We start from the raw sequence: 25,553 nt of genomic DNA on the forward strand, positions 1-25,553 counted from the left end.
GCAGACGATCCTTTCGGAGAGTGCCCATGACAGCCCGTGTGGGCGTTGTCACCTTCCCCGGCTCCCTCGACGACGGCGACGCCGCGCGCGCGGTCCGCGTCGCCGGCGCACAGCCCGTCGCCCTCTGGCACGACGACGCCGACCTCAAAGGTGTCGACGCGGTCATCCTGCCCGGCGGGTTCTCCTACGGCGACTACCTCCGTTGCGGCGCCATCGCACGCTTCGCCCCGGTCATGGCGGAGCTGATCCCCGCCGCGGAATCCGGGAGCCTGCCGGTCCTGGGCATCTGCAACGGATTCCAGATCCTGTGCGAGAGCCACCTGCTGCCCGGAGCGCTGACCCGGAACCGCTCGCTGCACTTCATCAACCGCCAGCAGCGCGTGCGAATCGAGTCGGCCGGCACCGCGTGGACCGGCGGTTACTCCTCCGGACAGGAAATCCTCGTGGTGCTCAAGAGCGGCGAGGGCAACTACGTGGCCGCCCCGGAGACCCTGGACGACCTGGAGCGCACCGGCCGCGTGGTCGCGCGCTACGAGGGGGGCGCCCCCAACGGCTCGCAGCGCGAGATCGCCGGTATCAGCAACGAGCACGGCAATGTTGTCGGCCTCATGCCGCACCCCGAGCACGCGGTCGACGAGCTCACCGGGCCCTCCGCCGACGGGCTGGGGTTCTTCACCTCGGTCCTCGCGCACGCCACCGCAAGCGCCCCGGTGCCGGCCGGCCCGGGGTGAGCCCGGCGCCCCGCTACCCGAACGTGAGGGGACTGACCCGATGTTGACGAAGCTGCGCTCCCGCGGGGGACCGGCCATCCTGGCCGGCGTGGTCATCGTCGCGATGGTGGCCACGGGAGCGGTCGGCCTGTTCAACGCCATGTTCTCCGAGGACACCCGGCAGGCCCCGCCGGAGCGGAGCCAGGGGCAGCCACCCCAGCAGCAGGACCAGGCCGAGGCCGAGCCGGCCCCCGAGATCGACGCTCTCGGTGACCCACCGGACCAGGTCTCCTACGAGGACGTGCAGGAGAACTGCGAGTCCGGCGAGTGCTACCGCATCGTCGGCCTCAACGGTGACGGTCTCAACGGCGAGGAGGCCGTCGAAACCGTCTATGACCACCTGCTCGGCCAGGACTGGGGCCAGGTGGACCCCAGCGGCGGGGACCCCGCCGACGTCCCCGCGAGCGAAACCATCCTCACCGACGGCACGGTCATGGTCCAGGGCAACCCTCAGGCGCACGCCGAGGCTCCCGAAACCGACGGATTCCTGATCCTCGGGCACGCCACCGCCCCGGGGCAGTAACCCGAGGCCCGCCACCGCGCACACCACGCACCGCCTGAACGGAAACCACGAATGCCCGACGCACCGCACCTCGACACCGTCGCCACCGCCGAGACCACACCCGACACCCCGTTGCCGTACGCCGAGCTCGGCATGGCCGACGACGAGTACACGCGGGTGCGCGAGATTCTCGGGCGCCGCCCCACATCGGCGGAGCTGGCGATCTACTCGGTGATGTGGAGCGAGCACTGCTCCTACAAGAGCTCCAAGGTGCACCTGCGCCAGTTCGGCGAGAAGGCACCGCAGAGCGACGCGCTGCTGGTCGGTATCGGGGAGAACGCGGGCGTGGTCGACGTCGGCGACGGCTACGCCGTGACGTTCAAGATCGAGTCGCACAACCACCCCTCCTACGTCGAACCCCACCAGGGCGCGGCCACAGGGGTCGGCGGGATCGTCCGCGACATCCTCACCATGGGGGCGCGCCCGGTCGCCGTCCTGGACGCGCTGCGGTTCGGCCCGGCCGACGCCCCCGACACCCGCCGGGTGCTGCCCGGTGTCGTCTCGGGCATCTCGTTCTACGGCAACTGCCTCGGCCTGCCCAATATCGGGGGTGAGCTGGGATTCGACGCCGGGTACGCGGCGAACCCGCTGGTGAACGCGCTGTGTGTGGGCGTCATGCGGCACGAGGACGTCAAGCTGGCCCAGGCGCCCGGCCCGGGCAACAAGGTCGTGCTGTTCGGCGCCACCACCGGGCCCGACGGCATCGGCGGCGCCTCCGTCCTGGCCAGCGCGAGCTTCGACGACGAGAGCCACGCCAAGCGGCCCAGTGTCCAGGTGGGCGACCCGTTCCTGGAGAAGCTGCTGATCGAGTGCAGCCTTGAGCTGTTCCGCGAGGGCCTTGTGGTCGGCATCCAGGACCTCGGGGCGGCGGGGGTGTCGTGCTCCACCACCGAGCTCGCGGCGGGCGGCACCGGGGGGATGCGCATCGACCTCGACCGGGTGCCGCTGCGCGACTCCCGGCTCACCCCCGAAGAGATCCTGATGAGCGAGTCGCAGGAACGCATGATGGCGATCGTCGAGCCCGACCGTCTCGACGCCTTCATGGCCACCTGCGCGCGGTGGAACATCCTGGCCACCGAAATCGGCGAGGTCACCGACATCACTGCCGAGGAGGAGAAGCGCGGCGGCCGGCTGGTGATGTCCTGGCACGGCGAGACCATCGTCGACCTGCCGCCGCGGACGGCCTCCGACGAGGGCCCCGTCTACCACCGCCCCTACTCCCGCCCCGCCGACCAGGACGCGCTGCGGGAAAACGACCCGCTGCGGCTCCGGCGTCCCGAGACCGACGACGAGCTGCGCGACCAGGTGCTGCGGGTGCTGTCCGCCCCTGGTGTCTGCGATCCCCGGTGGGTCACCGAGCAGTACGACCACTACGTGCGGGGCAACACGGTCCTCGCGACGCCCGACGACGGCGGGATGGTCCGGATCTCGGAGGACACCGGCCGCGGCGTCGCGCTGGCCACCGACGGCAACGGCCGTTACACGCGGCTCGACCCCTACACGGGTACCCAGGCCGGCTACGCCGAGGCGTTCCGCAATGTCGCCGCCACCGGGGCGCGCCCGCTCGCCGTCACCAACTGCCTGAACTTCGGCTCGCCGGAGGACCCGGGGGTCATGTGGCAGTTCGCCGAGTCCACCCGGGGGCTGGCCGACGCCTGCGAGGTCCTCGGCACTCCGGTCACGGGCGGCAATGTCAGCTTCTACAACCAGACGGGCGAGACCGCGATCCACCCGACGCCCGTCATCGGGGTCCTCGGGGTGATCGACGACGTCACCACCCGGCTGCGGTCGTCCTTCAGCCCCGACCTCGACGGCGCCAAGATCTACCTGCTCGGCGAGACCCGTACGGAGCTGGGCGGTTCGGCCTGGGCCGACGTCGTCCACGGCCACCTCGGCGGGAACCCGCCGCGTGTGGACCTCACCAGCGAGGCGTCCTTGGCCGAGGTACTGGCCACCGCCGCCGAGGACGGCCTGGCCACCATGGCGCACGACCTCTCCGACGGCGGGCTGGCCACCGCCCTCGCGGAGTCCGCGCTGCGCGGCGGGGCCGGGTGTGATGTGTGGCTGGACGAGCCGTTCACCGGCCTGTTCAGCGAGTCCGCGGCGCGGGCGGTGGTGGTCGCGCGCCCCGGAGCCGAGGCCACGCTCATGGGGCTGTGCTCCCGGCACGGCGTGCTGTTCACGGGGATCGGCACCGTGGGGGGCGACAGCCTGGTTGTGGCCCACCCGAAGGGCGGTTTCGAGATCACCCTGGGCGAGCTGCGGGAGGCCCACGCGTCCACGCTGCCCGGGATCTTCGGCGACGACGGGTAGGGCGGACCGGGCAACGCGGTCACTGCCCGGTGGACGGGTCGGACGAGCGCACCCGGAGCTGGCCGCTGAGCGCCAGCGCGCAGACCAGGATCAGGATCAGCACCATCCCGACGACGCCACCGGCGCCGCCGGAGTACAGGACGGGATGCGTGGGCGTGTCGGCGGCGGAGAGCGTGAGGAAGCCCAGCGCGGTCACGCTGTTGTTGACGCCGTGCGCGACAACCGCCGGCCACACCGACCCGGACGCCAGCCGCAGCCACCCGAAGAGGATGCCGGCGACAACAATGAAGACGAGGAAGACGGTGATCGAGTCGGCGCCCATTCCCCCGGACCTGGCCTGGATGAAGAGCTGTGGGCTGTGCCACAGCCCGTGTATCAGTCCGGTGACCAGCAGGGCGGGCCAGACACCCAGCGGCAGCAGGCGGGGCAGCAGGTAGCCGCGCCACCCCACCTCCTCGCCGAACGACGTCAGCAGCGACATGGGCACGGCGGTGACCAGGAACGTCCCCACCGCGACCAGGTACGCCCGCAGCGGGAACCCGGACTCGGTCAGGTGTTCCGTTGCGCCCGGCGCCCGCTCCTCGATGGCCGCACGCAGCCCGGAGAATCCCGTGAGGTCCAACTGGATCACCCCCAGAGCGGCCGCGACCAGCGGCGCGACCACACCGAGCAGCGTGAACACCAGGAGCGCCAGCAGGCAGTAGCCGCCCACCCGGCGGAACGGACGCAACGTGAGGGCGAGGCCGCGCGCGACGCGCGAAGGCCGCCGCCAGACGGCGAACCCGACAACCAGCGCCGCCAGGCCGGGGGTGAACATGTAGACCTGCGCGCTGATGCCGTAGAGCGGGTCCTCGGGGCCAACGCCGCCCAGAAGGGCGGGCGTGTGGACCAGCCAGGCCAGGCCGAACGCGAGAGCGACGAAAGAGGCGATTTCCCGGAACGGGAGCGCGCCGCGGTCGCGGAACGCGGCGGGATGCTTCTTGCGAGCGGTTGGTTGCATGCCACCGAAGCTACGGCGCCGCGCTTCTCCCTGGTATGCGGCCGGCGACCGGGTTTCACCTGTGGTTTCCCGCAGGGAACGGCTTGGAGGCACCCTCTCGCGCCGCCGTTGGCACCGGGCGGCCCGCGCGGCCTCGCCCGAGCCCGCGCGGGCCGTGTACGGCCACGAGCCACCAGTCATGGCGGATACCACTCCGCCTAGGATCGGAAGATATGCGGGAGAACAGTGCGGCGGCCGGGACGGGCCCGCCCCGGCGCCGTACTGGCCTCCTTGAGCTGGTGCTGCTGGGAGCGCGGCAGGTGGTCGGCCTGGCCCTGGGAGCGATGACGGGCGTCGCCGCCCTCGCCTGGCTGCTGGTGTCCGCGCTCGGTACCGTTGTGGCGCTTCCCTGGCCGCCGGCCTTCCGGGCTGCCCGGCGCCTCTCGGCCGCCGGAGTCAGCGCGCTGGTCCGGGTGGAGCTGCGCCGGCTCGCGTACTGGCTCGACTGCGACATCATGCCCGCACACGGCGGAGGCCGGCAGTTGGGTTACCTGGCCTGCCGGTCGCTGCTGGGGCCGGTTATCGGCTACCTGTTGTGGATGAGCGTGTTCACCGCGGCGCTGTTCCTCGTGGGCGCGGCCCTGACCTCGATGCGGGGCGACCCCAGCATGATCACGATCGAGCTGCTGTGGGTTGGGGCGTATATCGACCCGCGGACCTTGGGCGCGACTCTCGGACTGGTGACCCTGGCCCTGACGATCCTGGGGGTCAGCCTGATGTCCGCCGTGGAGCGGTGGCTGGCCCGCTGGTTCCTCGGCCCCAGCCTGCAGGACCGGCTGCGGCACCGGATCAGCGAGCTCACCGAGAGCCGGGCCGGAGTGGTGCACGCCGTTGACGACGAACGCCGCCGGATCGAACGCGACCTGCACGACGGTGTACAGCAGCGGGTTGTGGCGCTGGCGATGCTGCTGGGCCGGGCGCGGCGGAGCGGGGACGCCACGCAGCGCGCCGGGGAACTCCTCCGGCAGGCGCACGAGGAGTCCCAGCAGCTGGTGGGCGAGATCCGCGACGTCGCCTGGCGCGTCTACCCGAGGGCGCTCGACGAGCACGGCCTGCGGTCCGCGCTGGCGAGCATGGCCGAGCGCGCCGGTATCGCGGTAACCGTCGAGGACGACCGCACCGAACGCCCGGCCTCCGAGGTGGAGACCGCCGTCTACTTCCTGGCACGCGAGGCCGTCACCAACGCCGTCAAGCACGCGGAGGCCACCGAGGTGCGCGTCGTCCTCAGCGAGTGCGCTGACGCTGACACTGCCACCGGCTCCCTGACCGTGCGGGTCACCGATAACGGCAAGGGCGGGGCCGTCCCGTCCGGTGGCGGGCTGTCCGGGCTGGGGCGGCGGGTGTCCGCGCTCGACGGCGAGCTCCGGGTGGACAGCCCGCCCGGCGGGCCCACGACCATCACCGCGACCCTGCCCAGGCACGGCGCCCGCCCGGCCTCTCCGCGCGAGAATGGCCCCGCGACGTGAGGCCGAGCGGCAGCGCGCCGGCCCCGCAACCGCCGTTTTCGACCGAGAGTGGAGACCCATGCGCCTGATCCTCGCCGATGACTCCGTGCTGCTCCGGGAGGGTCTGGCCCGGCTGCTGGAGGAGGAGGGGCACGAGGTCGTGGCCGGGGTCGGCGACGCCGACGCCCTGCTGGCGGCCGCGCGCGACCGTGCGCCCGACGTCGCGGTGGTGGACGTGCGGATGCCGCCCACGCACACCGATGAAGGGCTCCGCGCGGCGCTGCGGATCCGGGAGGACCACCCGGGCGTGGGAGTGCTGGTTCTCTCGCAGTACGTGGAGGAGCGCTACGCCACGCAGTTGCTCACCGGTGAGCCCAGCGGGGTGGGCTACGTGCTCAAGGACCGGGTCGCCCAGGTCGGGGAGTTCCTCGACGCCCTGGACCGCGTCGCAGCGGGCGGCGCGGCCTTCGACCCCGAGGTGGTGCGCCAACTCCTGACCCGGACGACCCACTCCGATCCGCTGAAGCAGCTCACCCAGCGGGAACGCGAGGTGCTGGCCCACATGGCGCAGGGGTACACCAACTCCTCGATCGCCGAGCGGTTGTGGGTCTCTCAGAGCGCGGTGGAGAAGCACGTAAACGCGGTTTTCGACAAGCTCGCCCTGTCCCACACCACCGGGTACAGCCGCCGGGTGCTCGCGGTCCTGCGTTATCTGGACAGCTAAGGCGCGTTTGGTGGAGCGGTTAGCTACCCACCTCCTGGTTGCGGCAGGTGGCTCGCCACCTCCGCTGGCTACTCCGGAAAGCAGGGGCTGAGCACCTTCAACTCCGTGCCGCGGGACCGGGTGGCGCCCAGGTCAAGGGAGCCGCCCCTGCCGGCTCACCGCTCCCCGGTCTCCTCCTGCTCCTCGGTCTCCTCGCTGGCCTCCGGGCCCTTCTCCACGTCGGGGTCGGTGACGGGCTCGCCCTCGTCGGTGACCATCGGCTCCGTTTCGCGCTCCTCCTGTGCCCGGGTCGGCCGGCGTGCCCGCATGGCGCCCTCGACTTCCTTCTCCATCTGGTCGTCGACCCTCGGCCCGTGCTTATCGCTGCCGCGTTCCTGCATGGCGAACCCCCTGTGATCGGGCGTCGGGCTCTCAAGGGCCCGGCTACCCGACTGGAAATCCATTAACTCCGCAGGTCAGCTTGTTTTCCTCGGCTGCTGCCAGCCTTCGGGGACGCCGCGGCGACAAGTGTGGTCCCGGCACGCATGCCCGCCGCGATGTCGGGCAGCGGACCATACGTAGTCAGCTGAGCGGCACGGGAGGTGAGAACGGGCGCTTCTCCAAGACGGGCGCCCGGAAGTAATGGATCTGGGTTTCTTGGAACCGTTGTACCGCGCGAGTGGCCCGGTCGCCTCGGTCGCCCTGGACACGACGCGCACCACCGAGGACGCCGCGCACGAGATCGCGCTGCGCTGGCGCCGGTTGCGGGAGGACCTGGCCGGCCAGGGAGCCGACACGGCCACGTTGGAGGCACTTGACAGGGTCGTCGGGGGCACCAAGGGGATCCCCGGCCCGCAGGGTGAGGCGCTGTTCGCCGCGGGCGGTGAGATCCTTGGGGCCTACACGCTGCCCCGGCCCCCGAGCGCCGACCGTGCTGTGTGGTTGCCGATCCCCGACACGACCGAGCTGGTCACAGAGCTCGACGACTGGATCTCCTACGTCGTGGCCGCCGTGGACCGTGAAGGGGCCGATATCTACGGCTATCCTCCGCACGGAGGTCCCACCACCGAGCGGCATTTCTCCGGCGCGACATTGCACATCCAGAAGGTGCGCGGCGGCTACTACGCCAACAAGATCTACCACCGCCGTTCCGAGCTCGTGTGGTGGCAGAACGCGGCCGGCATCGCCGAGGAGGTGGAGGCGGCCGCCAACGAGGTCCGCGCCGATGTGGTGTTCGCGGGAGGCGACGAGCGGGCACGGGGCATGCTGCGCGAGCACCTGAGCGAGCGCACGCAAAACCTGCTGATCGAGCTGTCCGGCGGCAGCCGCGCCGACGCCGGCGCCATGGCCGACCTGCGCCAGGCCGTCGACGAGGGGGTGCGCGAGACGGCGGCCGCTCTGCGGTCCGGGCTCGTTCTGGACTTCAACGACGACCTGAAACGCGATGGCCGGGCCGTCCAAGGGCTTTCGTTGACGGTTGAGGTGCTGCGTACCGCCCAGGCGCAGAAGCTTCTGATGAACGCCGGGGGCGACCGGCCCGAGCTGTGGGCCGCGGCCGACGACCCGATGGACCTGGCACACGAGCACGACATGCTCGTCGCTCCGTCGGGGGCGTTCACCGCTCCGGCAAGCGCGGTGCTGCTGCGCGCGGCGACGGCCAGCGGGGCGACCTTCACCAGGCTCGACAACCCCGGCGACGCCGCCGACGGCGTGGGCGCCATGCTGCGCTTTACCATGGAGACATAGGCCTGAGAAGCGGAGAGGGCGATCATGCGCAGGGGACGGGTGAAGGCGCCGCTGGGAAGCCACGAGCGGCCCTACAGCGCGCTGCGGTTCCGATTCGTCCTCGCGGTGTTCGGCGCGGCGATACTGCTGATCGGGGCGGTGCTCGCGATCGCGCTGAGCGACTCCCCTCCGCTGATGATCATCCTCGCCGCCGGGTTTGTCGCGGCCTGCTTCAACGTGTACTGGGTGCGTCAGCGCTTGCAGCACGAACAGCCCGGTTGAGCACCACGGCCGGTGACCGGGCACCGCGAGGCGCCGCGCGCGGCGCCGCTCATCCGGCACGGGTGAGGCCGGCGGCTCGTCCGCCCGGCGCCGGATCGGTGGCCTCGGGTTCGCCGGCGGCAAGGTCGGGAACACTGACGCCTCGGCCGCACGCGGCCCGGCAGGGCCGCGCGTCCGGAGCGCGGGATCAAGAACCGCGCTCCGATCGTCCTCGGAACCCATCCGGCAGGTTCCGGACGAACGGTAAACGGCGTGTGCGGTGCGGCCCTCGCCTGGAGCCGAGCGCGACCCGGCCCCGCCGGGCGGGGCCGGGTCGCGCTACACCGCGGGACCGGGGAACGCCCCCCCTCTGGCCATTGCCAGTTAGGTATGCCTAAACTTGGTTGTATCAGAAACCCCCGGTGCCCGGTGCCGCGAACTACCGGGAGATTGCGGAACCATGCTGCTTGAGCAGGAACGCAGGGACGTCTGCCTGACCGCCCGCCGGCTCGTCGAGAGCGGGCTCGCCATGGGCGAGGGCGGCTCCGTCAGCGTCCGCTCCGGCGACCTCGTCGTCGTAACCCCCGAGGGCGTCACGCTCGACCGCGTCGAGGCGGCGGACTGCCCGGTGCTCGCACTCGACGAACGGGTGCTCGACGGCCGGCGCGCGCCGGGCACCGACACCACCCTGCACATGGCGGTGCACCGGCACACCGGCACGGGGGCCGTGGTACACGCGCACGCCAACGACACCTCCGCCGTCGCGGCCACACTCGCCGAACTGCCGCCCATCCACCACAAGGCCGCCCGGCTCGGCGGCGCGGTTCCCGTGACGCGGTACGCGACCTACGGCACGGGCGAACTCTCCGACGAGGTCGTGAAGGCGCTCAAAGGCAAGCACGCCGCGCTGCTCGCCAACCATGGCGGGGTCGCCACCGGCGACGACCTCGCCCGGGCGTTCGAGAACGCGCGCCTGCTGGAGTGGCTGTGCGGCCTCTACATCCGCGCCCGCTCCCTGGGCGAACCGCGTGTCCTCTCCGAGGATGAGCTGGCCGACGTGCGCACCCGCGACACCTACGGCTGGGCGGGGCCGGATATCTGGTGACCCCGCCCGCGCGGCGGAGTCACTCCGCGCCGTTCCCGCTGCCGATCCGCGGGAACGGGGACGTCGAGAACACCACCTCCACCGGGACCTCGAAGTACCGCGCGATCCGCAGCGCCAGGTGCAGGCTCGGACTGTATTCGCCACGTTCCAGGTAGCCCACGGTCTGGTAGTGCACGCCGAGCGTGTCCGCGAGCTGCCGGCGGCTTACCCCGCGCTCCGTGCGCAGCACGGCGATGCGGTTGTAGATCCGCTCGCCTGAGGCGCTGGAACGCGCCCGCGAGGTGGTCCCTTCGGTATCGCTCATGCGACCCTCTGGATCGCCTTCTCCTTGCGGGCCTGCACCGCGGAGCCGGACTCGCGCCGGGCCATCCGGCGCAGCACGATGGGCGCGACGATGAGCCCCGCGGCGATCCACACCCCGAGGACCCCGGCGGTCTCCACGTGCCGCCAGGACTCGCCGAGCTCCACCGCGGCCATCGCGTCCGGCAGCAGCGCCGCGCGCATGCCCAGCCCCAGCCAGTAGATCGGGAAGACCTGTGCGATCCACTGCAGGAACACGGGGAGCTGAGTAACCGGGTAGAAGATCCCGGAGATCGCGACCAGCCCCATCACAGGAAGCATCACGTAGCCCATGTTGCGCGGGTTGGAGAACAACGACCCGATCACCGCGCCGATAGGCAGCACGGCCAGCAACCCGAACACGAAGACCGCCGTGAACTGCAGCCACCTTCCCAAGCCGCCCACGGCCACACCATCGACCAGGAACAGCGCGGGTACGAGGAACACCAGCAGGCTCACCAGGGTCATCCCGGTCACGGTGCTGAGCTTGCCGACCAGGTACCCCAGCATTCCGTCCGGGATCGCCTTGGCGCGCAGCAACGTGCCGTCCTCCCGCTCGATGAGCAGCGCGCTCGCCGCTGTCACCATGCCGAACGCGACGAACATTCCCGCGATGCTGGGCAGCGCCATCGCCCCCATCGAGAAGTCGGTCCCCGGGACCGTGTTACCCCGCATGAAGGTCAGCACCACCAGCATCACCAGCGGCATGAATATATAGGTCCACAGGTCCTGGACGTTGGTGAAGGTCTGGCGGAGCTCGAGTCCGCCGCGGGCGAGTCCGAAACGGACCGCGTGCAGCTTCGGGTTCACCGTGAGGCCTCCTCGAACTCCCGGATCGCCGCGTCCGCGCGGCCCGCCTCGAACTCCCGGACCAAAGCCATGTAGGCGTCCTCCAGACTCGCCCGCCGCACCTCCAGGTCAGTGATGCCCTCTCCATTCCGGGCGAGCAGCTCCCGGACATAACCGGTGGCATCGCTCGTGGCGTGTACGTGCCGCTGGCCGTCCTGGCTCCAGCGCACCTCGGCCTCGGCCGAGACGCGGCGGGCCAGCTCGTCGGCGGAGCCGTCGGCGATGATCCGCCCGCCGGCCAGGATCAGGGTCCGGTCGGACAGTTTCTCCGCCTCGTCCAGGTCGTGCGTCGTCAGCAGGATGGTGGTGTCCTCGTCGGCCAGCCGGTGCACCAGGTCGTGGAACTCGCGCCGCGCCTCGGGGTCGAATCCCGCGGTGGGCTCGTCGAGGAACAGCAGCTCCGGCCGGCCGACAATGCCGACCGCGACGTCCAGCCGGCGCCGCTGGCCGCCCGACAGCATGGACACCTTCTTGCGGGCGTGCTCGGCCAGACCGACGAGGCCCAGCACCTCGTCGACGTCGCGCGGTTTTCCCTCTCCCGGTTCCGCGTAGGGCCGGTAGTACCTCGCCAGGTGCGCGAGCAGCTCCCTGACGCGCCACTTGGCGTGGTCCCGCCAGGACTGCAGCACGACCCCAAGCCGCGCGCGCCACCGTTCGTCACCCTTGGTGGGATCGACCCCGAGGACACGAACGTGCCCCGCCGAGCGTCCCCGGAATCCTTCGAGGATCTCGATGGTGGTGGTCTTTCCGGCCCCGTTCGGCCCGAGCAGGGTGATCACCTCGCCCTTGCGCACCGTGAATCCGACCCCGTCGAGGACGTCGGTACTGCCGTACCGCATGCGCAGGTCGCGCACGTCGAGCACCGCTGGTTCCGCGTCTCCCTCCGATGGTGCGCCGGGGTCGCGGGCCGCCTGAATCGTCATGGACGTTGACCTTCTCTCCGTTCGCTCCGCCTCGTTTATAGCACAAGTACTACATAATGACTAAGAAGTACGATAACCCGGACACGGCCGGTTCCCCTACGGCGTGACCGGTAGCGGACGGCGCCCGTGCGTCCCGGGGGATGGAAAACTGTCACCGCCGGACGCAAGGATGGAACCGAAGGGGCGAACAACAAGGTCGAGGGAGTTCCGTCGTGCGCTGCAGTTACATCCGTCTACTGGTTAACGACTACGTCGCGAGTTTCCGCTTCTACCGCGACGTCATGAAGCTCCCGGTGCTGTGGGGCTCGGAGATCACGCGCTACGCCGAGTTCGACGTCTACTCCCCCACCCGGCTGGCGCTCAACGAACGCGAGGTGATGGCCGAGGCACTGGGCACAATCGAAAAGGATGCCGCGCTGCCCGGCCAGGACCGTGTCTCGGTCATCTTCGAGGTGGACGACGTCGACCACAGCGCCGCCGAACTCGTCGCCGCCGGCGCGCCCCAGGTATCCCCGCCCAAGGACTGGTCGGCCTGGGGCATCCGCGCCGCGCACTTCCGCGACCCCGACGGCTACCTGCTGGAGATCAACCGCCCGCTCGTTCCCGAAACATAGGGCTAGAGCGGCAGCGCCTCCGCGAACGCAGCACCGATGAACGCGGCTCCCAGACCCGCCGCGACGGACGTCGCGATGTTGGCGAACGCCAGGAACCGGGCACCGTTCTCCAACATCCGGAACGTCTCGTAGCCGAACGTCGAGTAGGTGGAAAGCGCCCCCAGGAAACCGGTGACCAGCAGGGACTCCGCCCAGCCGGGCAGCGCCAGCGCGGCCGCGAACCCCATGATCAGGCACGCCGTGGCGTTCGCCGCGTATGTCCCCCACGGGAACACCGAATCGTGCCGGACCTGCACGAACCGGTCCATGAAGTAGCGCAGGGGGGCGCCGACCGCGGCGCCGAGCGCGACCAGCACCACTGTCATGGCGCGTCCACCGGGTCGTTCCCGGCGGGCATCCGCGTGCGGAACACCGCGGCGGTCACGCGGGTTCCCGCCCACACCGCCACGACCGCGCCGGCCGCCGTGCCCACGAGATACGCCAGCGCGGGTCCGGCGGCGCCGGCGAGCAGCATGCGCTGGGCGTCGTCGATGTGCATGGAGAACGTGGTGTAGCCGCCGAGCACACCCACCCCGAGGAAGGGGCGCAGCAGCCGGCTGCCCGGGAGGATGTCGGTGACCACGACCATCAGGACGCCGATGAGAAAGCTGCCCGAAAGGTTGACCAGCAGGGTCGCCCAGGCGAACGTTCCGGGCTCGTACGGGATCGCGACCTCGGCGCCGTGCCGCGCGACGGCGCCGGCCGCGCCGCCGAGCGAGATGGCGATCGGCACCGCCCACGGAGCGCCGGCGAGCTCCCGGCGCTGGCGGGGGACGCGCACATCGACATCGGGGTCGACCGGGCGCGGCCCGGTGTCGTCCGCCACAGGCTGGCTCCCATCAGCGTTGGGTGTCGGCTGACGGGGACCGTTGGCGGCGTCCGCGCCGCGGTTTCCCGCCGGAGGCGGGCTGGCGGGCCCCACCGCCAGTAACGAGCGTAGTCGTCCGCCGCAGCGGACGGTCAGCGCGCCACATGCCCCATGAGCAGTTCGTTGACCCGGTCGGAGCGTTCGATCCCGACCATGTGCGCGGCCCCGGGAACCACCTCGAACCGCGCTCCCGAAATGCCGTTGGCCAACCGCCGGCCATGACCGGGCGGTAGGAGGGGGTCGTGCGCGGCGGACAGCACCACCGCTGGCGCGCGTACCCGCGCCAGCGAGCCGCGCTGATCCTGGTCGGCGACGGCGTCGCAGCACCCGGCGTACCCGGCGGCCTCGACCGCCTCGAACTCCTCGACCATGCGCGCCACGATGTCGGGGCGCTCGTCGGCCCACGGCGGCGTGAACCAGGACGTGGTCACCTCGGCCGACACCGCCGCCATGCCATCCTTGCGGGCCCGCGACCCGATGTCCCGCCAGCGGTGCACGGGGGGTGTGCGGGCGGTGGCGGCCACCAGCGCGAGCCGGTTGACCCGGTCGGGGGCGGTGGAGGCGAGCCAGGTGGCCAGCATTCCCCCCAGGCCGAACCCCACGATGGACAGCCGCTCCAGCCCGAGCCGTTCGAGCAGCGCCAGGATGTCCTCGACCAGCTCCGCCACCGTGTACGGACCTTCAGGGGCCGGAGACGTCCCATGGCCGCGGTGGTTGATCCGCAGAATGCGGTTGGTGCGGGTGAGTTCCGGCATCTGCGGTTCCCACATTGACCACTTCGTGCCGAACTCGGGCACAAGCAGCACGGTCGGGGCGTGCCGGGGGCCGTCGAACCGGTGCTGCAGGGGGACAACGGTCATGCGCGACCTCCTGGGACAGCAGGAAAAAGGGTACCTGCCACGCAGTGCCACCGGCGCCACCCTGCACCGATCTCTTGCGATCTTGGCGGCTGCTCCGTGCCCCGGCAACCGCGCGGAAGCGGACCGGCGCCACGCCGGGTTGACATCAACTCCACTTGAGGTTGGAAGCTGTTCCCGTGCCGCGTAGCGTGAAGCGGTTCAACCAGGCCCTCGCATCAAGGAGCAACAATGAAACCCGAGGTCACCGGTGTCGACGTTCCCCCGGAGGACGTGGACGCCATAACGGCGATCGTCGCCGAGCTGCAGCGTGCCCAACAGAACGCGCTGCCAGACCCGTTCATGAACCTGTTCCACCGGGACGCGATCTGGACCACCGGTCACGGCAAGCTGCTGGTCGGCGCGGACGAGATCGGGGCCTTCACCCGCAGGGTCCTTCCTCCGGCACGCGAGCAGCCCGTGACCGCCGACTTCGAGGTCGAGCACATTCTCTTCATCCGCCCCGACGTCGCCGCGGTCAAGATCCGCCAACTCCCCGTCACCCGCGACGGCCGGCGGCTGGACGAAACCGTCGACACCTCCGACCCGGAGGCCGCGGTGGCCAACAACCCCGACGCCATCCCGGGCACTCCGATGCACATCCTGGCCAAGGAGGACGGCGTCTGGCGCATCACCGCCGCCCAGAACACCAAGGTCATCGACCCGGAGACGTTCGCCCGCTGGAGCCGGGACCGCGCCTGACGCAGGGGCGCTCGGTCCGTCCAGCGAGGCGCGCACGTGCCCCGGGCGCCCCACCACCGGGCTCCACGCAGAACGCGTCTCTGTCAGCGCAGCGACATGCCCTGCTGCGCCAGTGACTCACCGAGAATACGCACGGCCTTCGGGCCGACTCCGTGCAGCGCCAGCAGCTCGTCCTCCGTGCAGGTGGCGACCCGCGCGAGTGTGGTCAGTCCGGCCCCGAGCAGGGCCCGGGTGGCTGGCTTTCCGATGGCGTCCGGGAGGTCGCTGTTTTCCGGCTTGTTCCCCGCGTCGGCGGCGGCGAGCTCCGCCGCCAGCTTCTTCGGAGCGCGGCAGAACCATGCCGCGCGGACCAGGGCGTTGAGGTCTTTGCCGTCGATGTCGGCCAACGGCACCCGGAAACCGATCGGCGTGCCCCTCCGAACCAGCCGTTCCCCGCTCGGATGCGCGGACTCCGCGGCCTCGGCCTCGGCGTCCGGCAGATGGAGCTGCACCCGGCCGTCCTTCGTAACCGAGGCGAACCCCTTGCCGCGGACCGTGAACGCGGTCATCCCGAAGTGCGTGCCCTCCTCAACCTCCGGAAGGGCGAGCGCGGCCTTGCGCAACTGGGACTCGGTGGTCATGGTGCCGATACTAGACCCCGCCACCGACACGGCGACGTTCGTTCCATCCACGCGGCGGCACGTCCCTAGCCGCGGGTGATCTCGCTGAGGCGTTCGGCGAGCTCGTCCAGGTTCTCGGCGCTGCGGGGCGGTTCCGGGCCCTGCGGGTCCAGGGTGTGTCCGGGACGGCGCAGATGGATCATCGTGGTCCCCGCCCGCAGCGCGCCCTGGACGTCTCGGGCGGAGGAGGCGACGTGCACCAGCGGCGCGAACCGGCGCTCGGCCCGGTGGTAGATCTCCGGGCCGGGCTTATAGGCCGCGAGCCGCTGCGAGGTGAGCGCCCGGTCCGGGTCGACCAGGGAGGCCGCGCGGGTGCGCCGCAGGATGTCGTCGTCGACGTTGGAGAGGATGCCCACCGGGTAGTCCCGGCCGATGCGCGCCAGCCCGTCGGCGACGTCGGGCCACAGCGGCCACTGCGACACCGAGGCCAGGATACGCTCGGCGTCCTGCGTGGCATCCGCGCTGATCCCCAGCTCACGGTAGGTCTCGCCGAGTGCCCGGCCGGACAGCTCGGCGAAGGTGGCCCACTGCGCGCAGTCGCGCTGGGCGGCCTTGTTCCGCGCGTCCCAATGAGCGTAGAGCGTGGCGCCGTCCACCGGCCAGCCGCGTTCCCGCGCCAGCTCCCCGAACGCCTCGCTTCCCCCAGCGCGGGAGTCGATCAGCGCACTGAACAGATCGAACGTGACAACCGCAGGAACCACCGGTCTCCTTCCGAGAAGCTGTAGCGGGCAACGCGCACGCGGACGGCTCGGCCCGCGCCGCGCTCCCGGTCTTGGAGCCGCTGCTCGATACTGCTGATGCGGGGCACCGCTACCGAAATGACAGCAGCGCCCCGGATCACCCAATCATGCGGGGACGTGGTGCTCCCGCCGCCACAGTCTGTCGCCCTCGACGTGGGAGAGCCGCCAGCCCTGGCCGGTACGTACCGCGGACATCCGGTAGCGCTCGCCAACGGTGAACTCCGGCCGGGGAAGTCCCTCGGACTCGGTCCGGCAGAAGACGGCGAGCTGCTGCGCGGTCAGCTCGGCCCGGTCGCCGGAGATATCGATCAGGGCGTTCGTCGTCAGGTGGTGGGTGAACGCGTAGTCGCCATGGCTGCGCAGGGCCAGAGCGGCGATCTGGTCCACCCCGGTGACCTCACCCGACCCCACAACCACCGTCGCGTCCTCGGTAAAGATCGAGCGGGCCTCATCGAAACGCTTCTCGTCCAGCCATCGCCCGTGCCGGGAGAGCAGGTCGGACAGCGCGGCGCGGTCGAGGAGCTCGCTGAGTTGGGTGTTGGTGGGAGCGGTGTCCACGGACATACGGGCCTCACAGGTGGTCGGCTGACAGGCAGCGAAGCACGAGTGTTGGTTCTACCAACACTCGACGCGTCCGATGGTACGGCAATGTTGGTGCGACCAACAAGTATAGACTTGGGACATGCCCACCGCCCCGGGAACGCCGCCGCCCGCGAGGCTGCACGGGCTGCCCAGCCGGATGTTCACGCAGCTCGCTGTCCGCGTCCACCGCATGGTCGCCGAAGAACTCGGGGAGTACCACACCCACCACTACGCGCTACTCGCCGCACTGGCCGAACGCGGCGCGGCCAGCCAGGCCGAGCTGGGGCGCGCCTGCGGCATCGACCGCAGCGACGTCGTCGCCGCGCTCACCGAGCTCACCACCCAAGACCTGGTACGCCGCGAACCCGACCCCTCTCACGGCCGCCGCAACCTCATCCGGCTCACCCCGACCGGGCAGCGGGTCCTGGCCGACCTGGACGAGCGGATCGCGGCGGTCCAGGAACGGTTCCTGGCTCCATTGCCGGCCGACGACCGCACCCGGTTCACCGAAACGCTGGCCACGCTGCTGGAGCACCACACCGGGTCCTGAGCAGGCGCCGATGCGCTGATAGGCACGCCAACGACGGGGGGGGTGCCCTGGTAAACACTCGGCGCGCTACGGAGCACCAGCGCGGGTCCGAAGCTGGAAACGGGAACTCCGGGCCGGCTTCTCGGAGCCTCTGGCGCACAGTCCACCGAAAAGAACGCGAGGGCCGCCTCCGTGTCCCCCCTCAAAACCACGGAGACGGCCCTCGCCTTTGGGAACGGTCGCCTACTCCTCCCCCCTGGAGTCGCGACCTGCGAAAGCTCTCAAAGCGCGTTTTCGGTACCTTCCCCAACGCGCTGGTACATAGATTACCCACTCCCTCCCTGGCACAACAACCCTCTGTCACATAAAATTACTTAAAGTAATCGTCATCGATCTGTCTACTCCGGGCCAAGTCCACACAAGAAACGTCAATGGGGGACCACCTGAGGTACTTCCCGTATCGGACATACGCTGGGAGGGTGCGCTCTCCGTTGTTGCAACCCCGATGGCTCGGCATCCACGTGCTGGCAGTGCTTGGCGCGGTCTGCTGCTTCCTGCTTGGTTACTGGCAGTTCGAGCGCGCCCAGGAACCATCACGCGGTGTGATTACCAACCCGGTTGAGGACCCGTCAGCCGCCACCGATCTGCATGCCGTGCTCGAACCCGGCGAGTACATGCCCGAGAACCAGGCCAACACCGCCGTGACCGCCACCGGAGAGTACGACGCCGGGTCCGAGCTGCTGGTCCCGGCCCGCTCCCCCGACGGTGCGGAGCAGGAGGGCTACAACGTGGTCGCCCCGCTCGTCACCGAGGAGGGCACCGCCGTGGCCGTGCACCGCGGCTGGGTCGACGGTGAGGCAGCGGACACCCCGGACGACCTGGCGCCACTCCCCGAAGGGGAGGTCACTGTCACCGGATGGGTGCAACCGCCGCAGAAGAAAAACGACGAGGGCGCCGTCCCCATGGACATGCCCGAGGGGCAGGTCGCGCGGCTCGCCCCCTCGTTGCTGATGAACGCCTGGCCGTACCAGCTCTACGAGGGCTACATCCTGCTGGCCGGTCAGGAGCCCGCACCCGAGGACGGAGACGCCGGCGGCGCGGGGGCGCAGCCCCAGCAGGTGCCGCCGCCCGACCCGCCCGAAGAGGTCGAGTGGAACTGGCGCAGCCTGAGTTACGCCGCCCAGTGGGAAGTCTTCGGAATCGCCGTTCTGGTGTTCTGGATCGTGCTGATGCGCCGGGAACGCGAGGGGACGCGCCCCGGCAACGGTTCCGGCGGGGGCACCGCGGGCCCGGATGACGGTTCCGACGGCCCCGACGGCACTCCCGACGGCGAGCGCGAGAACCCCGCCTCAGAGAGGCCTCAGCCCTCGCCTACCGGAACCTCCGCGGCCTGAGAGGGGGCGTCCGCGGCCTTCTCCGCCTTGGCCAGGCGGTGCTCCACGATCAGCCCCACGAACGGGATCGTCCCGGCGACCGCGACCCCGAGTGTCCGCCCCGCACCCCAGCGCCGTTCCAGCGCGACCCAGACCACGACCAGCACGTATGCCATGTATACGTAACCGTGCGGGATCGCGACGAACAGCATCAGGACCGAGTCCTCGCCGAACAGCCGCTCCGTACCGGCCGGAGCGGGTACGAGCGGGAACCGGGCGGTCTCGGAAACCAGGTACTTCGCGGGCATCGCCACAAAGGCCAGCAGCAGCAGGAAGACACCCGCGGCATAGGCGAGCACCCGGTACAGCGTGAACGCCAGACGCTTCTTTTCCACAGGGGCACCTCGTCCGTCGAACGGCACAGCCCTCCGGCGGCCCCAAACGCACGTCACCGGAGGTCCTCTTGCTCTTGCGAGCCTAGACGCCGCGGTGAACACCCGTTACGCGGGTCCGGTCACAGCTTGCCCGCGGCGCGGACCGGGCTCTTCCACTGGCCGTCGGACTTCGTGGTCCACGCCTGCGGGATGGTCCGCAGTGTGAGGTAGGAGTCGATGAGCCGCATCGGCAGGAAGAACAGCCCGTAGAGCAGGTAGCTGGGCCGGCGCCGGATCGCCGCCATGACACAGGTGAGGACGTAGTCCGGGACAAACAGGCCCACGCCGATCACGGTCAGCGGCAGCACCGCCGTCACCGCCGCGTACCCGGTCGAGTACCACCCGAGACCGAGCACCGCGCCGCCGGTGATCTCCGGGAGCACGGTGAAGATCCCCAGGCCGGCCGTGATGATGAGCAGGACCGCGACGAGCAGGATCTCCACGATGTAGAAGAAGAGCGCGAACCAGAACAGGCTCGGCCACACCCCGTGGAGCCGCACGGTCTGCCAGAAGCCCAGTGTCCAGCGGCGGACCTGCTTGACGTAGTCACCGAGGGTGAAGGGGTCCTGGCAGCGGGCCTTGGTCCCCGGGTGCATCGATATCCGGCCGAGGCGGCGGTGGTGCACCTCGAACGTCATGTTGAAGTCCTCGATCACCAGCCCCTTGGGGTTGATGTCCAACTGCTTGAGCACACTGCTCCGGTAGACGCTGGCGAACCCCGGAACGATGAACGTGGTGCTGGTGTGCCGCCAGGTCTGGCCGAACCTGAGCAGGTACTGCAGCATCCAGTAGAGCCGGTCGCGGTAGGCCGAAATCAGCCGGCCGACGACGGTACGCTCCTTCGGCTTCCACTCCGCCACGACGAACCCGGCCACCGCCGCGACCCCCGGCTCGGCGAGCTGCCGCTTGGCGCCCTCGACGTACTTCGCGTCCAGCTCGGTGTCGGCGTCCAGGATGACCACGCCGTCGTAGTTCTCGGTCAGGTCGAACTCCTGGAGTACCGCCTCGATCGATCCGGCCTTGCCTCGGTTGCTGAGCAGCTCAAGGACGTTGATTCCAGTCTCGGCCGCGATGTCGGCGGTGGCGTCGCGCGAGCTGTCCGAAACCACGTAGATGTCCCACCGGTTGAAGAGGCGCAGCGCGGAGGTGATCGCGGCATCGATGACCGGCTCCTCGTTGTGCGCCGGGATGATCACCGCGAGCCGCATCCGGTCTGCGTCCGACTCCCTCGCGGCCGCGCCGTCCGGCGCGGCCGGCCGCTCGGAGGTGCCGCCGTCGCCGGCCTCGTCCACGAGCGCGGTTGCCGAACCCCCGCCACCGGCCGGTGCGCTCACCAGGACCCGGTCGTCACTGCGCTCCCGCCCCCCAACGGGCGCGGGAGCCGCGGTGGCCCTGCGGCGCGCCGGAGCCGCCCCCCGCTGGAGTACCGCACGGGCGGAGCTGTCCACGACGCGCAGCGCTCCGATCGAGCTCCAGACAAGCAGGTTCACGCCGAATGCCATCCAGAGGAACAGCGAGGCGGGTCCAGTGGCGGCGCCCAGCGCGAACCCCAACCACTGGGTAAACAGAGTCACGGCCAGTGCCAGGGCGATCAGGCCCGCAATCCAGCTCCCGATGAAGCGCGCAGTACGCACAGGCTAACCCTCCGGATGGAATGGTGTCGCGTCGACGGTAACCAGCGAAGACATCACTGTGTAGACGCCGCGCCCACGCGAGAAGTTCACAGCAGGAATCGGCCCAAGTTGGCCACCTCGAATCGCGCGCGCACGCTTGCGAGCGATCCACAACGTTGGTCCAATACCAAGACAGGAAGACTCACTCTGACCAGATCACCAAGATTCTTTGTATTTCGGCCACTCCGGACCCACAGTGCACGGACCAGGCAAAGAGATGATCAAAAGTACGAATCGTCCGGATGGTCGCACGGCGTGAGGCGGATGGACGAATAGGCTCCAGGGGAGCTGCACCCACGGCAGTCATACGAGTGCGCAATCCACCTCGGAGAGGAACCGAAGTGCGCGTAGCCATGCACCAGCCGCACTACTTGCCCTGGCTAGGACTCGTCGACAAGATCGACCGAAGTGATCTCTTCATCGTTCTCGACCACGTCCAGTACGAGCGCAAAGGGTGGCAGAACCGCAACTACGTGGCATCAAAGAGCGGCCCCGTGCTTCTTACCGTTCCGGTAATCCAGCAGAGCCGGAACGAGCGAATCATGGACAAGGTGATCGATAACACCCAGTCCTGGCAAGAAAAGCATCGCAGAACGATCGCCGAGCACGGGTACCAAGGAACTCCGTTCTGGTCCGACTTCGGTGACAGAATTCTTGGAATCTACGACAGAGAGTGGAGCCATCTCTGCGAGGTCGCCATGGCGACCACCCGGCTTGTTCTGGAATGCCTCAACGTCACCACACCGATCGTCTACGCCAGCGAGCTCGGCGAGTTTCCCGGCCAGAAGAGCGAACTGTTGGCGCAGCTCTCCGCCAAGGTTGGGGCGACCGCAATGCTCTCCGGCGACGGCGCGCGCGGTTACGTGGACGAGGGAATCTTCGAGCGGTACGGGATCGGCGTCGAGTGGCAGGACTTCCAGCACCCGCAGTACCCGCAACACACCGTCAAGAAAGGGGAGTTCCTGCCGCGCATGGCGGCGCTCGATCTGCTGTTGAACGTCGGGCCGGCGGGAATCGACGTCCTCCGAGAAGCGCGCTCTGGGGGAACTGCCCCGAGGTAGACACCAGGTCACTCCGTCCGGCTTGGCAACCGGCACCCATACCTGGGCGTCTGTGAGATACCGCGTGCAGCGCTCAACTGACACCATCATGGTTAGGACGTGGCATGACGATTGACTGGTCCCGGGAGCGACTACTGGTATTCGCACCCCACCCGGACGACGAAACACTAGGATGCGGCGGCCTTATGACGAAGGCCAAGAAGGCCGGAGCCGAAGTTTACGTCCAGTTCGTCACGGTCGGGGACACGGCGGACCTCTCCGCCAAGGGGTACTCCACAGCCAATGAGCGGTTCTCGGAGATCAAGAAAGTCGCGGACTGCTTCCGGTGGGACGACTGGAATGTCGCCTTCCCAGGCGACGAGTACCACCTCAAACTCGACACCATGCCACGCTTCGAGCTGTCCAACACGTTCGAGCGGCACAGTCCACTGGCGATCACGGAGCTGCGGCCGACCGTCGTACTCGCGCCGCACCGCACCAGTTACAACCAGGACCACCAAGTGACAGCCGAGGCCGTGCACACCGCACTGCGCCCTTCGGACACCCGCAAGCGCCACCATCCCAGGCTCGTGGCCGCCTACGAGGAAGCCGCCGACCAGTGGCGCTATGACACGGCACCGTCACCGAACCTCTTGGTGGAACTGGAGGAGACCGATCTCGACGCCAAGCTCGCAGCCATGCGCCTGTACGGGACACAAATCCACGAACACCCGCACACGCGCTCGGAACCCACGCTGCGGAGCCTGGCCGTACTACGCGGAATGCAAGGTGGCGTGGCGCTCGCGGAAGGGTTCCACGCGATGCGCTGGCTCGCCTGACCGATAGGTCCCCCCAACCTGTCACACCCCGTGTTCGAACCAGCGATTTCACGTACCCACAGAGGGGGAGACGACGTTGAAGGCCGTTGTGACCGGTGGCGCCGGATTCATAGGTTCCCATCTATGCGACCACCTGATCGCCCATGGCCATCAGGTGGTAGCGCTGGATGACCTTTCGACCGGGTCCAGCGCCAACCTTACGCAGCTCAGTGGCAATCCAGCCTTTGAGCTGGTGCACGGCTCGATCCTGGACCAGGGTCTGGTCAACGATGTGATCGAAGGGAGCGACACCGTTTTCCATCTCGCGGCGGCAGTGGGCGTCCACACCATCGTGGACAAGCCGTTACAGTCGCTGCGAACGAACCTGCACGGGACCGAGAACGTCGTGGAAGCCGCGGTTGCCCACAAGGCGCGATTCCTCGTCGCCTCGACCAGCGAGATCTACGGCAAGAACGACTCCGACGGCCTCCCCGAGGACGCCGACCGCGTCCTCGGCTCGCCCTTGAAGAGCCGCTGGTCCTACGCCGCGGCGAAAGGGCTGGACGAACTGGTCGCCTACGTCTACGGGGAAGAGTCCGGACTCCCCTGCGTGATCACCCGGTTCTTCAACATCGTGGGACCACGCCAGACCGGCCGGTACGGCATGGTGGTGCCCAGGTTCGTCAGTCAGGCACTCGCCAACAAGCCGATCACGGTGTACGGGGAGGGGACCCAGCGGCGCTGCTTCGGATCGGTGTTCGACGTCGTCCCGGCGATGGTGCGGCTTCTCGACACGCCGGCCGCCCACAACAAGGCGGTCAACCTGGGCGGCAAGGAAGAGGTCTCGATCAAGGGGCTCGCCGACCGGGTCATCGAGCTCACCGGGTCGCGCAGCGAGATCAGATACGTCCCGTACGAGGAGGCCTACGGCGAGGGCTACGAGGACATGCAGCGCCGTATGCCCGACACCACCCTGGCCGCGCGGCTCATCGGGTACGCCCCCGAGCGCCGGCTCGATGATGTGATCCGCTCCATCCTCGAACACAACGCGACCCCTTCGGTCGCACCGCAGAGGGCTCTTCTGGCCTGATCCGAGTCGCGGGCCGGCCCCGGTTCGGCCTCGCGAGGAACACACCCTGGCACGCGGCCGGTCCCGCTCTCGGGTCCTAGTCCAGGACCGCGCCGGCCGCAATCACCACCCCGAAGCCCGCCACACCCGCGCTGACGAAGAAGAGCGCCCACGGCCGGGCCAACGGTGCGACGACCCATCCCACGCCTCCGTCTCGCCCTTCGTTACCGCACGCTCTCCAGCGGCGCCGCACATGGGCGATGAGGACACCGGACACCACCACCGCCAGGGCCGCCACCGCCACCCGCTGCGGCGGATCGAGGCCGGCCACCGCGTTCGACCCGCCCGACTGGAACGGGTCCCGCACATAGAGCAGCGCGACGACGATGATCAGGGCAACGGTGCGCTGCCAGGAGAGCAGGGTCCGCTCCGGCTGCAACCCCGGATCGCCCGAGCGCCGCCTCATGACTGGTAGGTCCCGAGCAGTACCACCACGCAGACCAGCGCCACCCCCACCGCGATGACGACGGGAAGCACGCTCAGCGAGAGCGACCGCTGCAGGCGCATCGCGCGCTGCACCCGGATCCAGCGCAATGGTGCGTGAACCGAGATGACGACCGCGAGCCCCGCAAGGGCGAGGCCGACGACCATCCGCATCACCGGAGCCCAGTCGAGCGGGACGAGATGCAGCACCGCCACCGAACCCGCGATCAACGCGAGCGCCGTCCGGATCCAGGCCAAAAACGTGCGTTCGTTGGCGAGCGTGAACCGGTAGTCGGGCTCTGCTCCTTCGGACCCGCGGCCTCCGCCGGAGGCCGGCGATGCTGGCGCGCTCACAGCCACCCCTCCCCCCGTTTGGTCCTCGCACCGGTTCCCCCTCGACCATAGTGAGGATCGGCCAAACCCCCCAAACCGGTATTGTCCAGGAGTTTTGTTGGGAACCCGTGTGGTGTGACCGACAGTTTTTCCCGGGTGCAATGCGCGTGTGGAACAAATCAGCGGGCACGACCGCTCTACGGGGGACTAGTAAGCGATCCGCACCCAGGAGAAACTTCGTGGCGACCATCGAGCTCACCAAGGACAACTTCAACGAGACGCTGACGGAGAACAACTTCGTCCTGATCGACTTCTGGGCGTCGTGGTGCGGGCCGTGCAAGCAGTTCGCGCCGGTCTATGAGAAGGCCTCCGAGGAGCACACCGACCTGGTCTTCGCCAAGGTCGACACCGAGGACCAGCAGGAGCTCGCGGCGAGTTTCGACATCCAGTCGATCCCAACGCTGATGGTGGTGCGGGACCGGACGGTGATCTACGCACAGCCCGGGGCACTGCCGGAGGAGGCGCTGCAGGACCTGATCAAGCAGGCCCGCGACCTCGACATGGACGAGGTCCAGAAGGAGATCGCGAAGCAGCAGGCCGAGGGGGACTCCGCCGCGGAGCAGTGAGCGGAGGGCTCACGGGAGCCGCACTACGCACGGGGCCACGC

31 protein-coding genes and 1 pseudogene are annotated in these 25,553 nt (G+C 69.5%); 16 read left to right on the plus strand and 16 right to left on the minus strand.

Annotation, left to right across the window (positions count from 1 at the left end):
• Positions 1–26: 26 nt before the first annotated feature.
• Genes purQ through purL form a run of 3 tightly spaced genes read left to right on the plus strand, consistent with a single transcriptional unit; the run spans position 27 to position 3,645 of the window.
• On the plus strand, positions 27–731 hold the full coding sequence (gene purQ / locus F4561_RS24980) for a phosphoribosylformylglycinamidine synthase subunit PurQ (protein ID WP_184582226.1): 705 nt from the start codon (positions 27–29) through the stop codon (positions 729–731).
• 40 nt (positions 732–771) lie between these two features.
• Positions 772–1,293, plus strand: a complete 522-nt coding sequence (locus F4561_RS24985; RefSeq protein WP_184582228.1) for a hypothetical protein — start codon at positions 772–774, stop codon at positions 1,291–1,293.
• Positions 1,294–1,344: 51 nt separating this feature from the next.
• Positions 1,345–3,645, plus strand: coding sequence for a phosphoribosylformylglycinamidine synthase subunit PurL (purL, locus tag F4561_RS24990; RefSeq protein ID WP_184582230.1), 2,301 nt, complete (start codon positions 1,345–1,347; stop codon positions 3,643–3,645).
• 19 nt (positions 3,646–3,664) lie between these two features.
• Here the strand turns inward: purL and F4561_RS24995 are convergent, their stop codons facing one another.
• A complete protein-coding gene (locus F4561_RS24995; RefSeq protein WP_184582232.1) occupies positions 3,665–4,645 on the minus strand; it encodes a CPBP family intramembrane glutamic endopeptidase in 981 nt (326 codons plus the stop codon).
• Between the two features lie 212 nt (positions 4,646–4,857).
• On the opposite strand from F4561_RS24995, the gene F4561_RS25000 reads away from it, so the two are divergent.
• Complete coding sequence (locus F4561_RS25000) at positions 4,858–6,150, plus strand: sensor histidine kinase (RefSeq protein ID WP_184582234.1); 1,293 nt, start codon at positions 4,858–4,860, stop codon at positions 6,148–6,150.
• A 58-nt stretch (positions 6,151–6,208) separates the two neighbouring features.
• Positions 6,209–6,853: a response regulator transcription factor gene (locus F4561_RS25005; RefSeq protein ID WP_184582236.1), complete on the plus strand. Its 645-nt coding sequence runs from the start codon at positions 6,209–6,211 to the stop codon at positions 6,851–6,853.
• A gap of 155 nt (positions 6,854–7,008) precedes the next feature.
• Here the strand turns inward: F4561_RS25005 and F4561_RS25010 are convergent, their stop codons facing one another.
• Entirely contained in the window at positions 7,009–7,233 is a 225-nt protein-coding gene (locus F4561_RS25010) for a hypothetical protein (RefSeq protein ID WP_184582237.1), read from the minus strand.
• A 256-nt stretch (positions 7,234–7,489) separates the two neighbouring features.
• On the opposite strand from F4561_RS25010, the gene F4561_RS25015 reads away from it, so the two are divergent.
• Both F4561_RS25015 and F4561_RS25020 read left to right on the plus strand, forming a co-directional pair.
• Complete coding sequence (locus tag F4561_RS25015) at positions 7,490–8,578, plus strand: baeRF2 domain-containing protein (protein WP_246437281.1); 1,089 nt, start codon at positions 7,490–7,492, stop codon at positions 8,576–8,578.
• A gap of 24 nt (positions 8,579–8,602) precedes the next feature.
• The gene (locus F4561_RS25020) at positions 8,603–8,839 is read left to right on the plus strand and encodes a hypothetical protein (protein WP_184582242.1); all 237 of its coding nucleotides are present in this window, start codon (positions 8,603–8,605) and stop codon (positions 8,837–8,839) included.
• Between the two features lie 105 nt (positions 8,840–8,944).
• Here F4561_RS25020 and F4561_RS25025 read toward each other — a convergent pair.
• Positions 8,945–9,088 (minus strand): annotated as a pseudogene (locus F4561_RS25025) (GMC oxidoreductase); the annotation flags it as partial.
• Positions 9,089–9,278: 190 nt separating this feature from the next.
• Between F4561_RS25025 and F4561_RS25030 the strand changes: the two are divergent.
• A complete protein-coding gene (locus tag F4561_RS25030; RefSeq protein WP_184582243.1) occupies positions 9,279–9,923 on the plus strand; it encodes a class II aldolase/adducin family protein in 645 nt (214 codons plus the stop codon).
• Positions 9,924–9,942: 19 nt separating this feature from the next.
• Here the strand turns inward: F4561_RS25030 and F4561_RS25035 are convergent, their stop codons facing one another.
• From F4561_RS25035 to F4561_RS25045, 3 genes are read right to left on the minus strand one after another with little or no spacing between them, the layout of a single operon-like run.
• Positions 9,943–10,227 (minus strand): helix-turn-helix transcriptional regulator, encoded by a 285-nt coding sequence (locus tag F4561_RS25035; protein WP_184582245.1) that lies wholly within the window; start codon positions 10,225–10,227, stop codon positions 9,943–9,945.
• Positions 10,224–11,072 (minus strand): ABC transporter permease, encoded by an 849-nt coding sequence (locus F4561_RS25040; RefSeq protein WP_184582247.1) that lies wholly within the window; start codon positions 11,070–11,072, stop codon positions 10,224–10,226. Before F4561_RS25040 ends, F4561_RS25035 begins: the two co-directional genes overlap by 4 nt.
• On the minus strand, positions 11,069–12,034 hold the full coding sequence (locus tag F4561_RS25045; protein WP_184582249.1) for an ABC transporter ATP-binding protein: 966 nt from the start codon (positions 12,032–12,034) through the stop codon (positions 11,069–11,071). Before F4561_RS25045 ends, F4561_RS25040 begins: the two co-directional genes overlap by 4 nt.
• 212 nt (positions 12,035–12,246) lie before the next feature.
• Here F4561_RS25045 and F4561_RS25050 point away from each other — a divergent pair, with 212 nt between their 5' ends.
• Positions 12,247–12,648: a VOC family protein gene (locus F4561_RS25050; RefSeq protein WP_184582251.1), complete on the plus strand. Its 402-nt coding sequence runs from the start codon at positions 12,247–12,249 to the stop codon at positions 12,646–12,648.
• A 2-nt stretch (positions 12,649–12,650) separates the two neighbouring features.
• Here F4561_RS25050 and F4561_RS25055 read toward each other — a convergent pair whose 3' ends face one another.
• From F4561_RS25055 to F4561_RS25065, 3 genes are all read right to left on the minus strand, one after another.
• Positions 12,651–13,013: a fluoride efflux transporter FluC gene (locus F4561_RS25055; protein WP_184582253.1), complete on the minus strand. Its 363-nt coding sequence runs from the start codon at positions 13,011–13,013 to the stop codon at positions 12,651–12,653.
• Positions 13,010–13,513: a fluoride efflux transporter FluC gene (locus F4561_RS25060; RefSeq protein ID WP_184582255.1), complete on the minus strand. Its 504-nt coding sequence runs from the start codon at positions 13,511–13,513 to the stop codon at positions 13,010–13,012. The genes F4561_RS25055 and F4561_RS25060 overlap by 4 nt, the downstream gene beginning before the upstream one ends.
• Before the next feature lie 134 nt (positions 13,514–13,647).
• The gene (locus F4561_RS25065; RefSeq protein ID WP_184582257.1) at positions 13,648–14,415 is read right to left on the minus strand and encodes an alpha/beta fold hydrolase; all 768 of its coding nucleotides are present in this window, start codon (positions 14,413–14,415) and stop codon (positions 13,648–13,650) included.
• Between the two features lie 228 nt (positions 14,416–14,643).
• Between F4561_RS25065 and F4561_RS25070 the strand changes: the two genes are divergently transcribed.
• Positions 14,644–15,153 (plus strand): SgcJ/EcaC family oxidoreductase, encoded by a 510-nt coding sequence (locus tag F4561_RS25070; protein WP_184582265.1) that lies wholly within the window; start codon positions 14,644–14,646, stop codon positions 15,151–15,153.
• 83 nt (positions 15,154–15,236) lie between these two features.
• On the opposite strand, the gene F4561_RS25075 is transcribed toward F4561_RS25070, so the two are convergent.
• From F4561_RS25075 to F4561_RS25085, 3 genes are all read right to left on the minus strand, one after another.
• Positions 15,237–15,773: an MmcQ/YjbR family DNA-binding protein gene (locus F4561_RS25075; RefSeq protein ID WP_184582268.1), complete on the minus strand. Its 537-nt coding sequence runs from the start codon at positions 15,771–15,773 to the stop codon at positions 15,237–15,239.
• Positions 15,774–15,838: 65 nt separating this feature from the next.
• Positions 15,839–16,513, minus strand: coding sequence for an HAD family hydrolase (locus F4561_RS25080; RefSeq protein WP_184582270.1), 675 nt, complete (start codon positions 16,511–16,513; stop codon positions 15,839–15,841).
• 144 nt (positions 16,514–16,657) lie between these two features.
• A complete protein-coding gene (locus F4561_RS25085; protein ID WP_184582272.1) occupies positions 16,658–17,116 on the minus strand; it encodes a nuclear transport factor 2 family protein in 459 nt (152 codons plus the stop codon).
• A 118-nt stretch (positions 17,117–17,234) separates the two neighbouring features.
• Between F4561_RS25085 and F4561_RS25090 the strand changes: the two genes are divergently transcribed.
• A complete protein-coding gene (locus tag F4561_RS25090) occupies positions 17,235–17,684 on the plus strand; it encodes a MarR family winged helix-turn-helix transcriptional regulator (protein WP_184582274.1) in 450 nt (149 codons plus the stop codon).
• Positions 17,685–18,142: 458 nt separating this feature from the next.
• Positions 18,143–19,057, plus strand: coding sequence for an SURF1 family protein (locus F4561_RS25095; protein ID WP_184582275.1), 915 nt, complete (start codon positions 18,143–18,145; stop codon positions 19,055–19,057).
• On the opposite strand, the gene F4561_RS25100 is transcribed toward F4561_RS25095, so the two are convergent.
• On the minus strand, positions 19,024–19,431 hold the full coding sequence (locus tag F4561_RS25100; protein WP_184582277.1) for a DUF3817 domain-containing protein: 408 nt from the start codon (positions 19,429–19,431) through the stop codon (positions 19,024–19,026). The genes F4561_RS25095 and F4561_RS25100 overlap by 34 nt on opposite strands.
• Positions 19,432–19,550: 119 nt before the next feature.
• A complete protein-coding gene (locus F4561_RS25105) occupies positions 19,551–21,104 on the minus strand; it encodes a glycosyltransferase family 2 protein (RefSeq protein ID WP_184582279.1) in 1,554 nt (517 codons plus the stop codon).
• Between the two features lie 380 nt (positions 21,105–21,484).
• Here F4561_RS25105 and F4561_RS25110 point away from each other — a divergent pair, with 380 nt between their 5' ends.
• From F4561_RS25110 to F4561_RS25120, 3 genes are all read left to right on the plus strand, one after another.
• A complete protein-coding gene (locus F4561_RS25110) occupies positions 21,485–22,204 on the plus strand; it encodes a WbqC family protein (protein WP_312885526.1) in 720 nt (239 codons plus the stop codon).
• Between the two features lie 104 nt (positions 22,205–22,308).
• Positions 22,309–23,022: a PIG-L deacetylase family protein gene (locus F4561_RS25115; RefSeq protein ID WP_184582281.1), complete on the plus strand. Its 714-nt coding sequence runs from the start codon at positions 22,309–22,311 to the stop codon at positions 23,020–23,022.
• A gap of 76 nt (positions 23,023–23,098) precedes the next feature.
• A complete protein-coding gene (locus F4561_RS25120) occupies positions 23,099–24,091 on the plus strand; it encodes an NAD-dependent epimerase/dehydratase family protein (RefSeq protein WP_184582283.1) in 993 nt (330 codons plus the stop codon).
• Positions 24,092–24,167: 76 nt separating this feature from the next.
• On the opposite strand, the gene F4561_RS25125 is transcribed toward F4561_RS25120, so the two are convergent.
• Positions 24,168–24,536, minus strand: coding sequence for a DUF202 domain-containing protein (locus F4561_RS25125; RefSeq protein ID WP_184582286.1), 369 nt, complete (start codon positions 24,534–24,536; stop codon positions 24,168–24,170).
• Positions 24,533–24,907: a YidH family protein gene (locus F4561_RS32835; RefSeq protein ID WP_184582288.1), complete on the minus strand. Its 375-nt coding sequence runs from the start codon at positions 24,905–24,907 to the stop codon at positions 24,533–24,535. Before F4561_RS32835 ends, F4561_RS25125 begins: the two co-directional genes overlap by 4 nt.
• A gap of 218 nt (positions 24,908–25,125) precedes the next feature.
• Here F4561_RS32835 and trxA point away from each other — a divergent pair, with 218 nt between their 5' ends.
• A complete protein-coding gene (trxA, locus tag F4561_RS25135) occupies positions 25,126–25,512 on the plus strand; it encodes a thioredoxin (protein WP_184582290.1) in 387 nt (128 codons plus the stop codon).
• Positions 25,513–25,553: the final 41 nt, after the last annotated feature.

This window comes from Lipingzhangella halophila (assembly GCF_014203805.1).
GTDB classification, from domain to species: Bacteria; Actinomycetota; Actinomycetes; order Streptosporangiales; family Streptosporangiaceae; genus Lipingzhangella; species Lipingzhangella halophila.

What these genes read in the sequence shown, in the direction of transcription:
- purQ (WP_184582226.1), top strand. Translation starts at nt 27, where the DNA reads ATGACAGCCCGTGTGGGCGTTGTCACCTTCCCCGGCTCCCTCGACGAC.
- F4561_RS24985 (WP_184582228.1), top strand. Translation starts at nt 772, where the DNA reads ATGTTGACGAAGCTGCGCTCCCGCGGGGGACCGGCCATCCTGGCCGGC.
- purL (WP_184582230.1), top strand. Translation starts at nt 1,345, where the DNA reads ATGCCCGACGCACCGCACCTCGACACCGTCGCCACCGCCGAGACCACA.
- F4561_RS24995 (WP_184582232.1), bottom strand. Translation starts at nt 4,645, where the DNA reads ATGCAACCAACCGCTCGCAAGAAGCATCCCGCCGCGTTCCGCGACCGC.
- F4561_RS25000 (WP_184582234.1), top strand. Translation starts at nt 4,858, where the DNA reads ATGCGGGAGAACAGTGCGGCGGCCGGGACGGGCCCGCCCCGGCGCCGT.
- F4561_RS25005 (WP_184582236.1), top strand. Translation starts at nt 6,209, where the DNA reads ATGCGCCTGATCCTCGCCGATGACTCCGTGCTGCTCCGGGAGGGTCTG.
- F4561_RS25010 (WP_184582237.1), bottom strand. Translation starts at nt 7,233, where the DNA reads ATGCAGGAACGCGGCAGCGATAAGCACGGGCCGAGGGTCGACGACCAG.
- F4561_RS25020 (WP_184582242.1), top strand. Translation starts at nt 8,603, where the DNA reads ATGCGCAGGGGACGGGTGAAGGCGCCGCTGGGAAGCCACGAGCGGCCC.
- F4561_RS25030 (WP_184582243.1), top strand. Translation starts at nt 9,279, where the DNA reads ATGCTGCTTGAGCAGGAACGCAGGGACGTCTGCCTGACCGCCCGCCGG.
- F4561_RS25035 (WP_184582245.1), bottom strand. Translation starts at nt 10,227, where the DNA reads ATGAGCGATACCGAAGGGACCACCTCGCGGGCGCGTTCCAGCGCCTCA.
- F4561_RS25045 (WP_184582249.1), bottom strand. Translation starts at nt 12,034, where the DNA reads ATGACGATTCAGGCGGCCCGCGACCCCGGCGCACCATCGGAGGGAGAC.
- F4561_RS25055 (WP_184582253.1), bottom strand. Translation starts at nt 13,013, where the DNA reads ATGACAGTGGTGCTGGTCGCGCTCGGCGCCGCGGTCGGCGCCCCCCTG.
- F4561_RS25065 (WP_184582257.1), bottom strand. Translation starts at nt 14,415, where the DNA reads ATGACCGTTGTCCCCCTGCAGCACCGGTTCGACGGCCCCCGGCACGCC.
- F4561_RS25070 (WP_184582265.1), top strand. Translation starts at nt 14,644, where the DNA reads ATGAAACCCGAGGTCACCGGTGTCGACGTTCCCCCGGAGGACGTGGAC.
- F4561_RS25075 (WP_184582268.1), bottom strand. Translation starts at nt 15,773, where the DNA reads ATGACCACCGAGTCCCAGTTGCGCAAGGCCGCGCTCGCCCTTCCGGAG.
- F4561_RS25085 (WP_184582272.1), bottom strand. Translation starts at nt 17,116, where the DNA reads ATGTCCGTGGACACCGCTCCCACCAACACCCAACTCAGCGAGCTCCTC.
- F4561_RS25090 (WP_184582274.1), top strand. Translation starts at nt 17,235, where the DNA reads ATGCCCACCGCCCCGGGAACGCCGCCGCCCGCGAGGCTGCACGGGCTG.
- F4561_RS25115 (WP_184582281.1), top strand. Translation starts at nt 22,309, where the DNA reads ATGACGATTGACTGGTCCCGGGAGCGACTACTGGTATTCGCACCCCAC.
- F4561_RS25125 (WP_184582286.1), bottom strand. Translation starts at nt 24,536, where the DNA reads ATGAGGCGGCGCTCGGGCGATCCGGGGTTGCAGCCGGAGCGGACCCTG.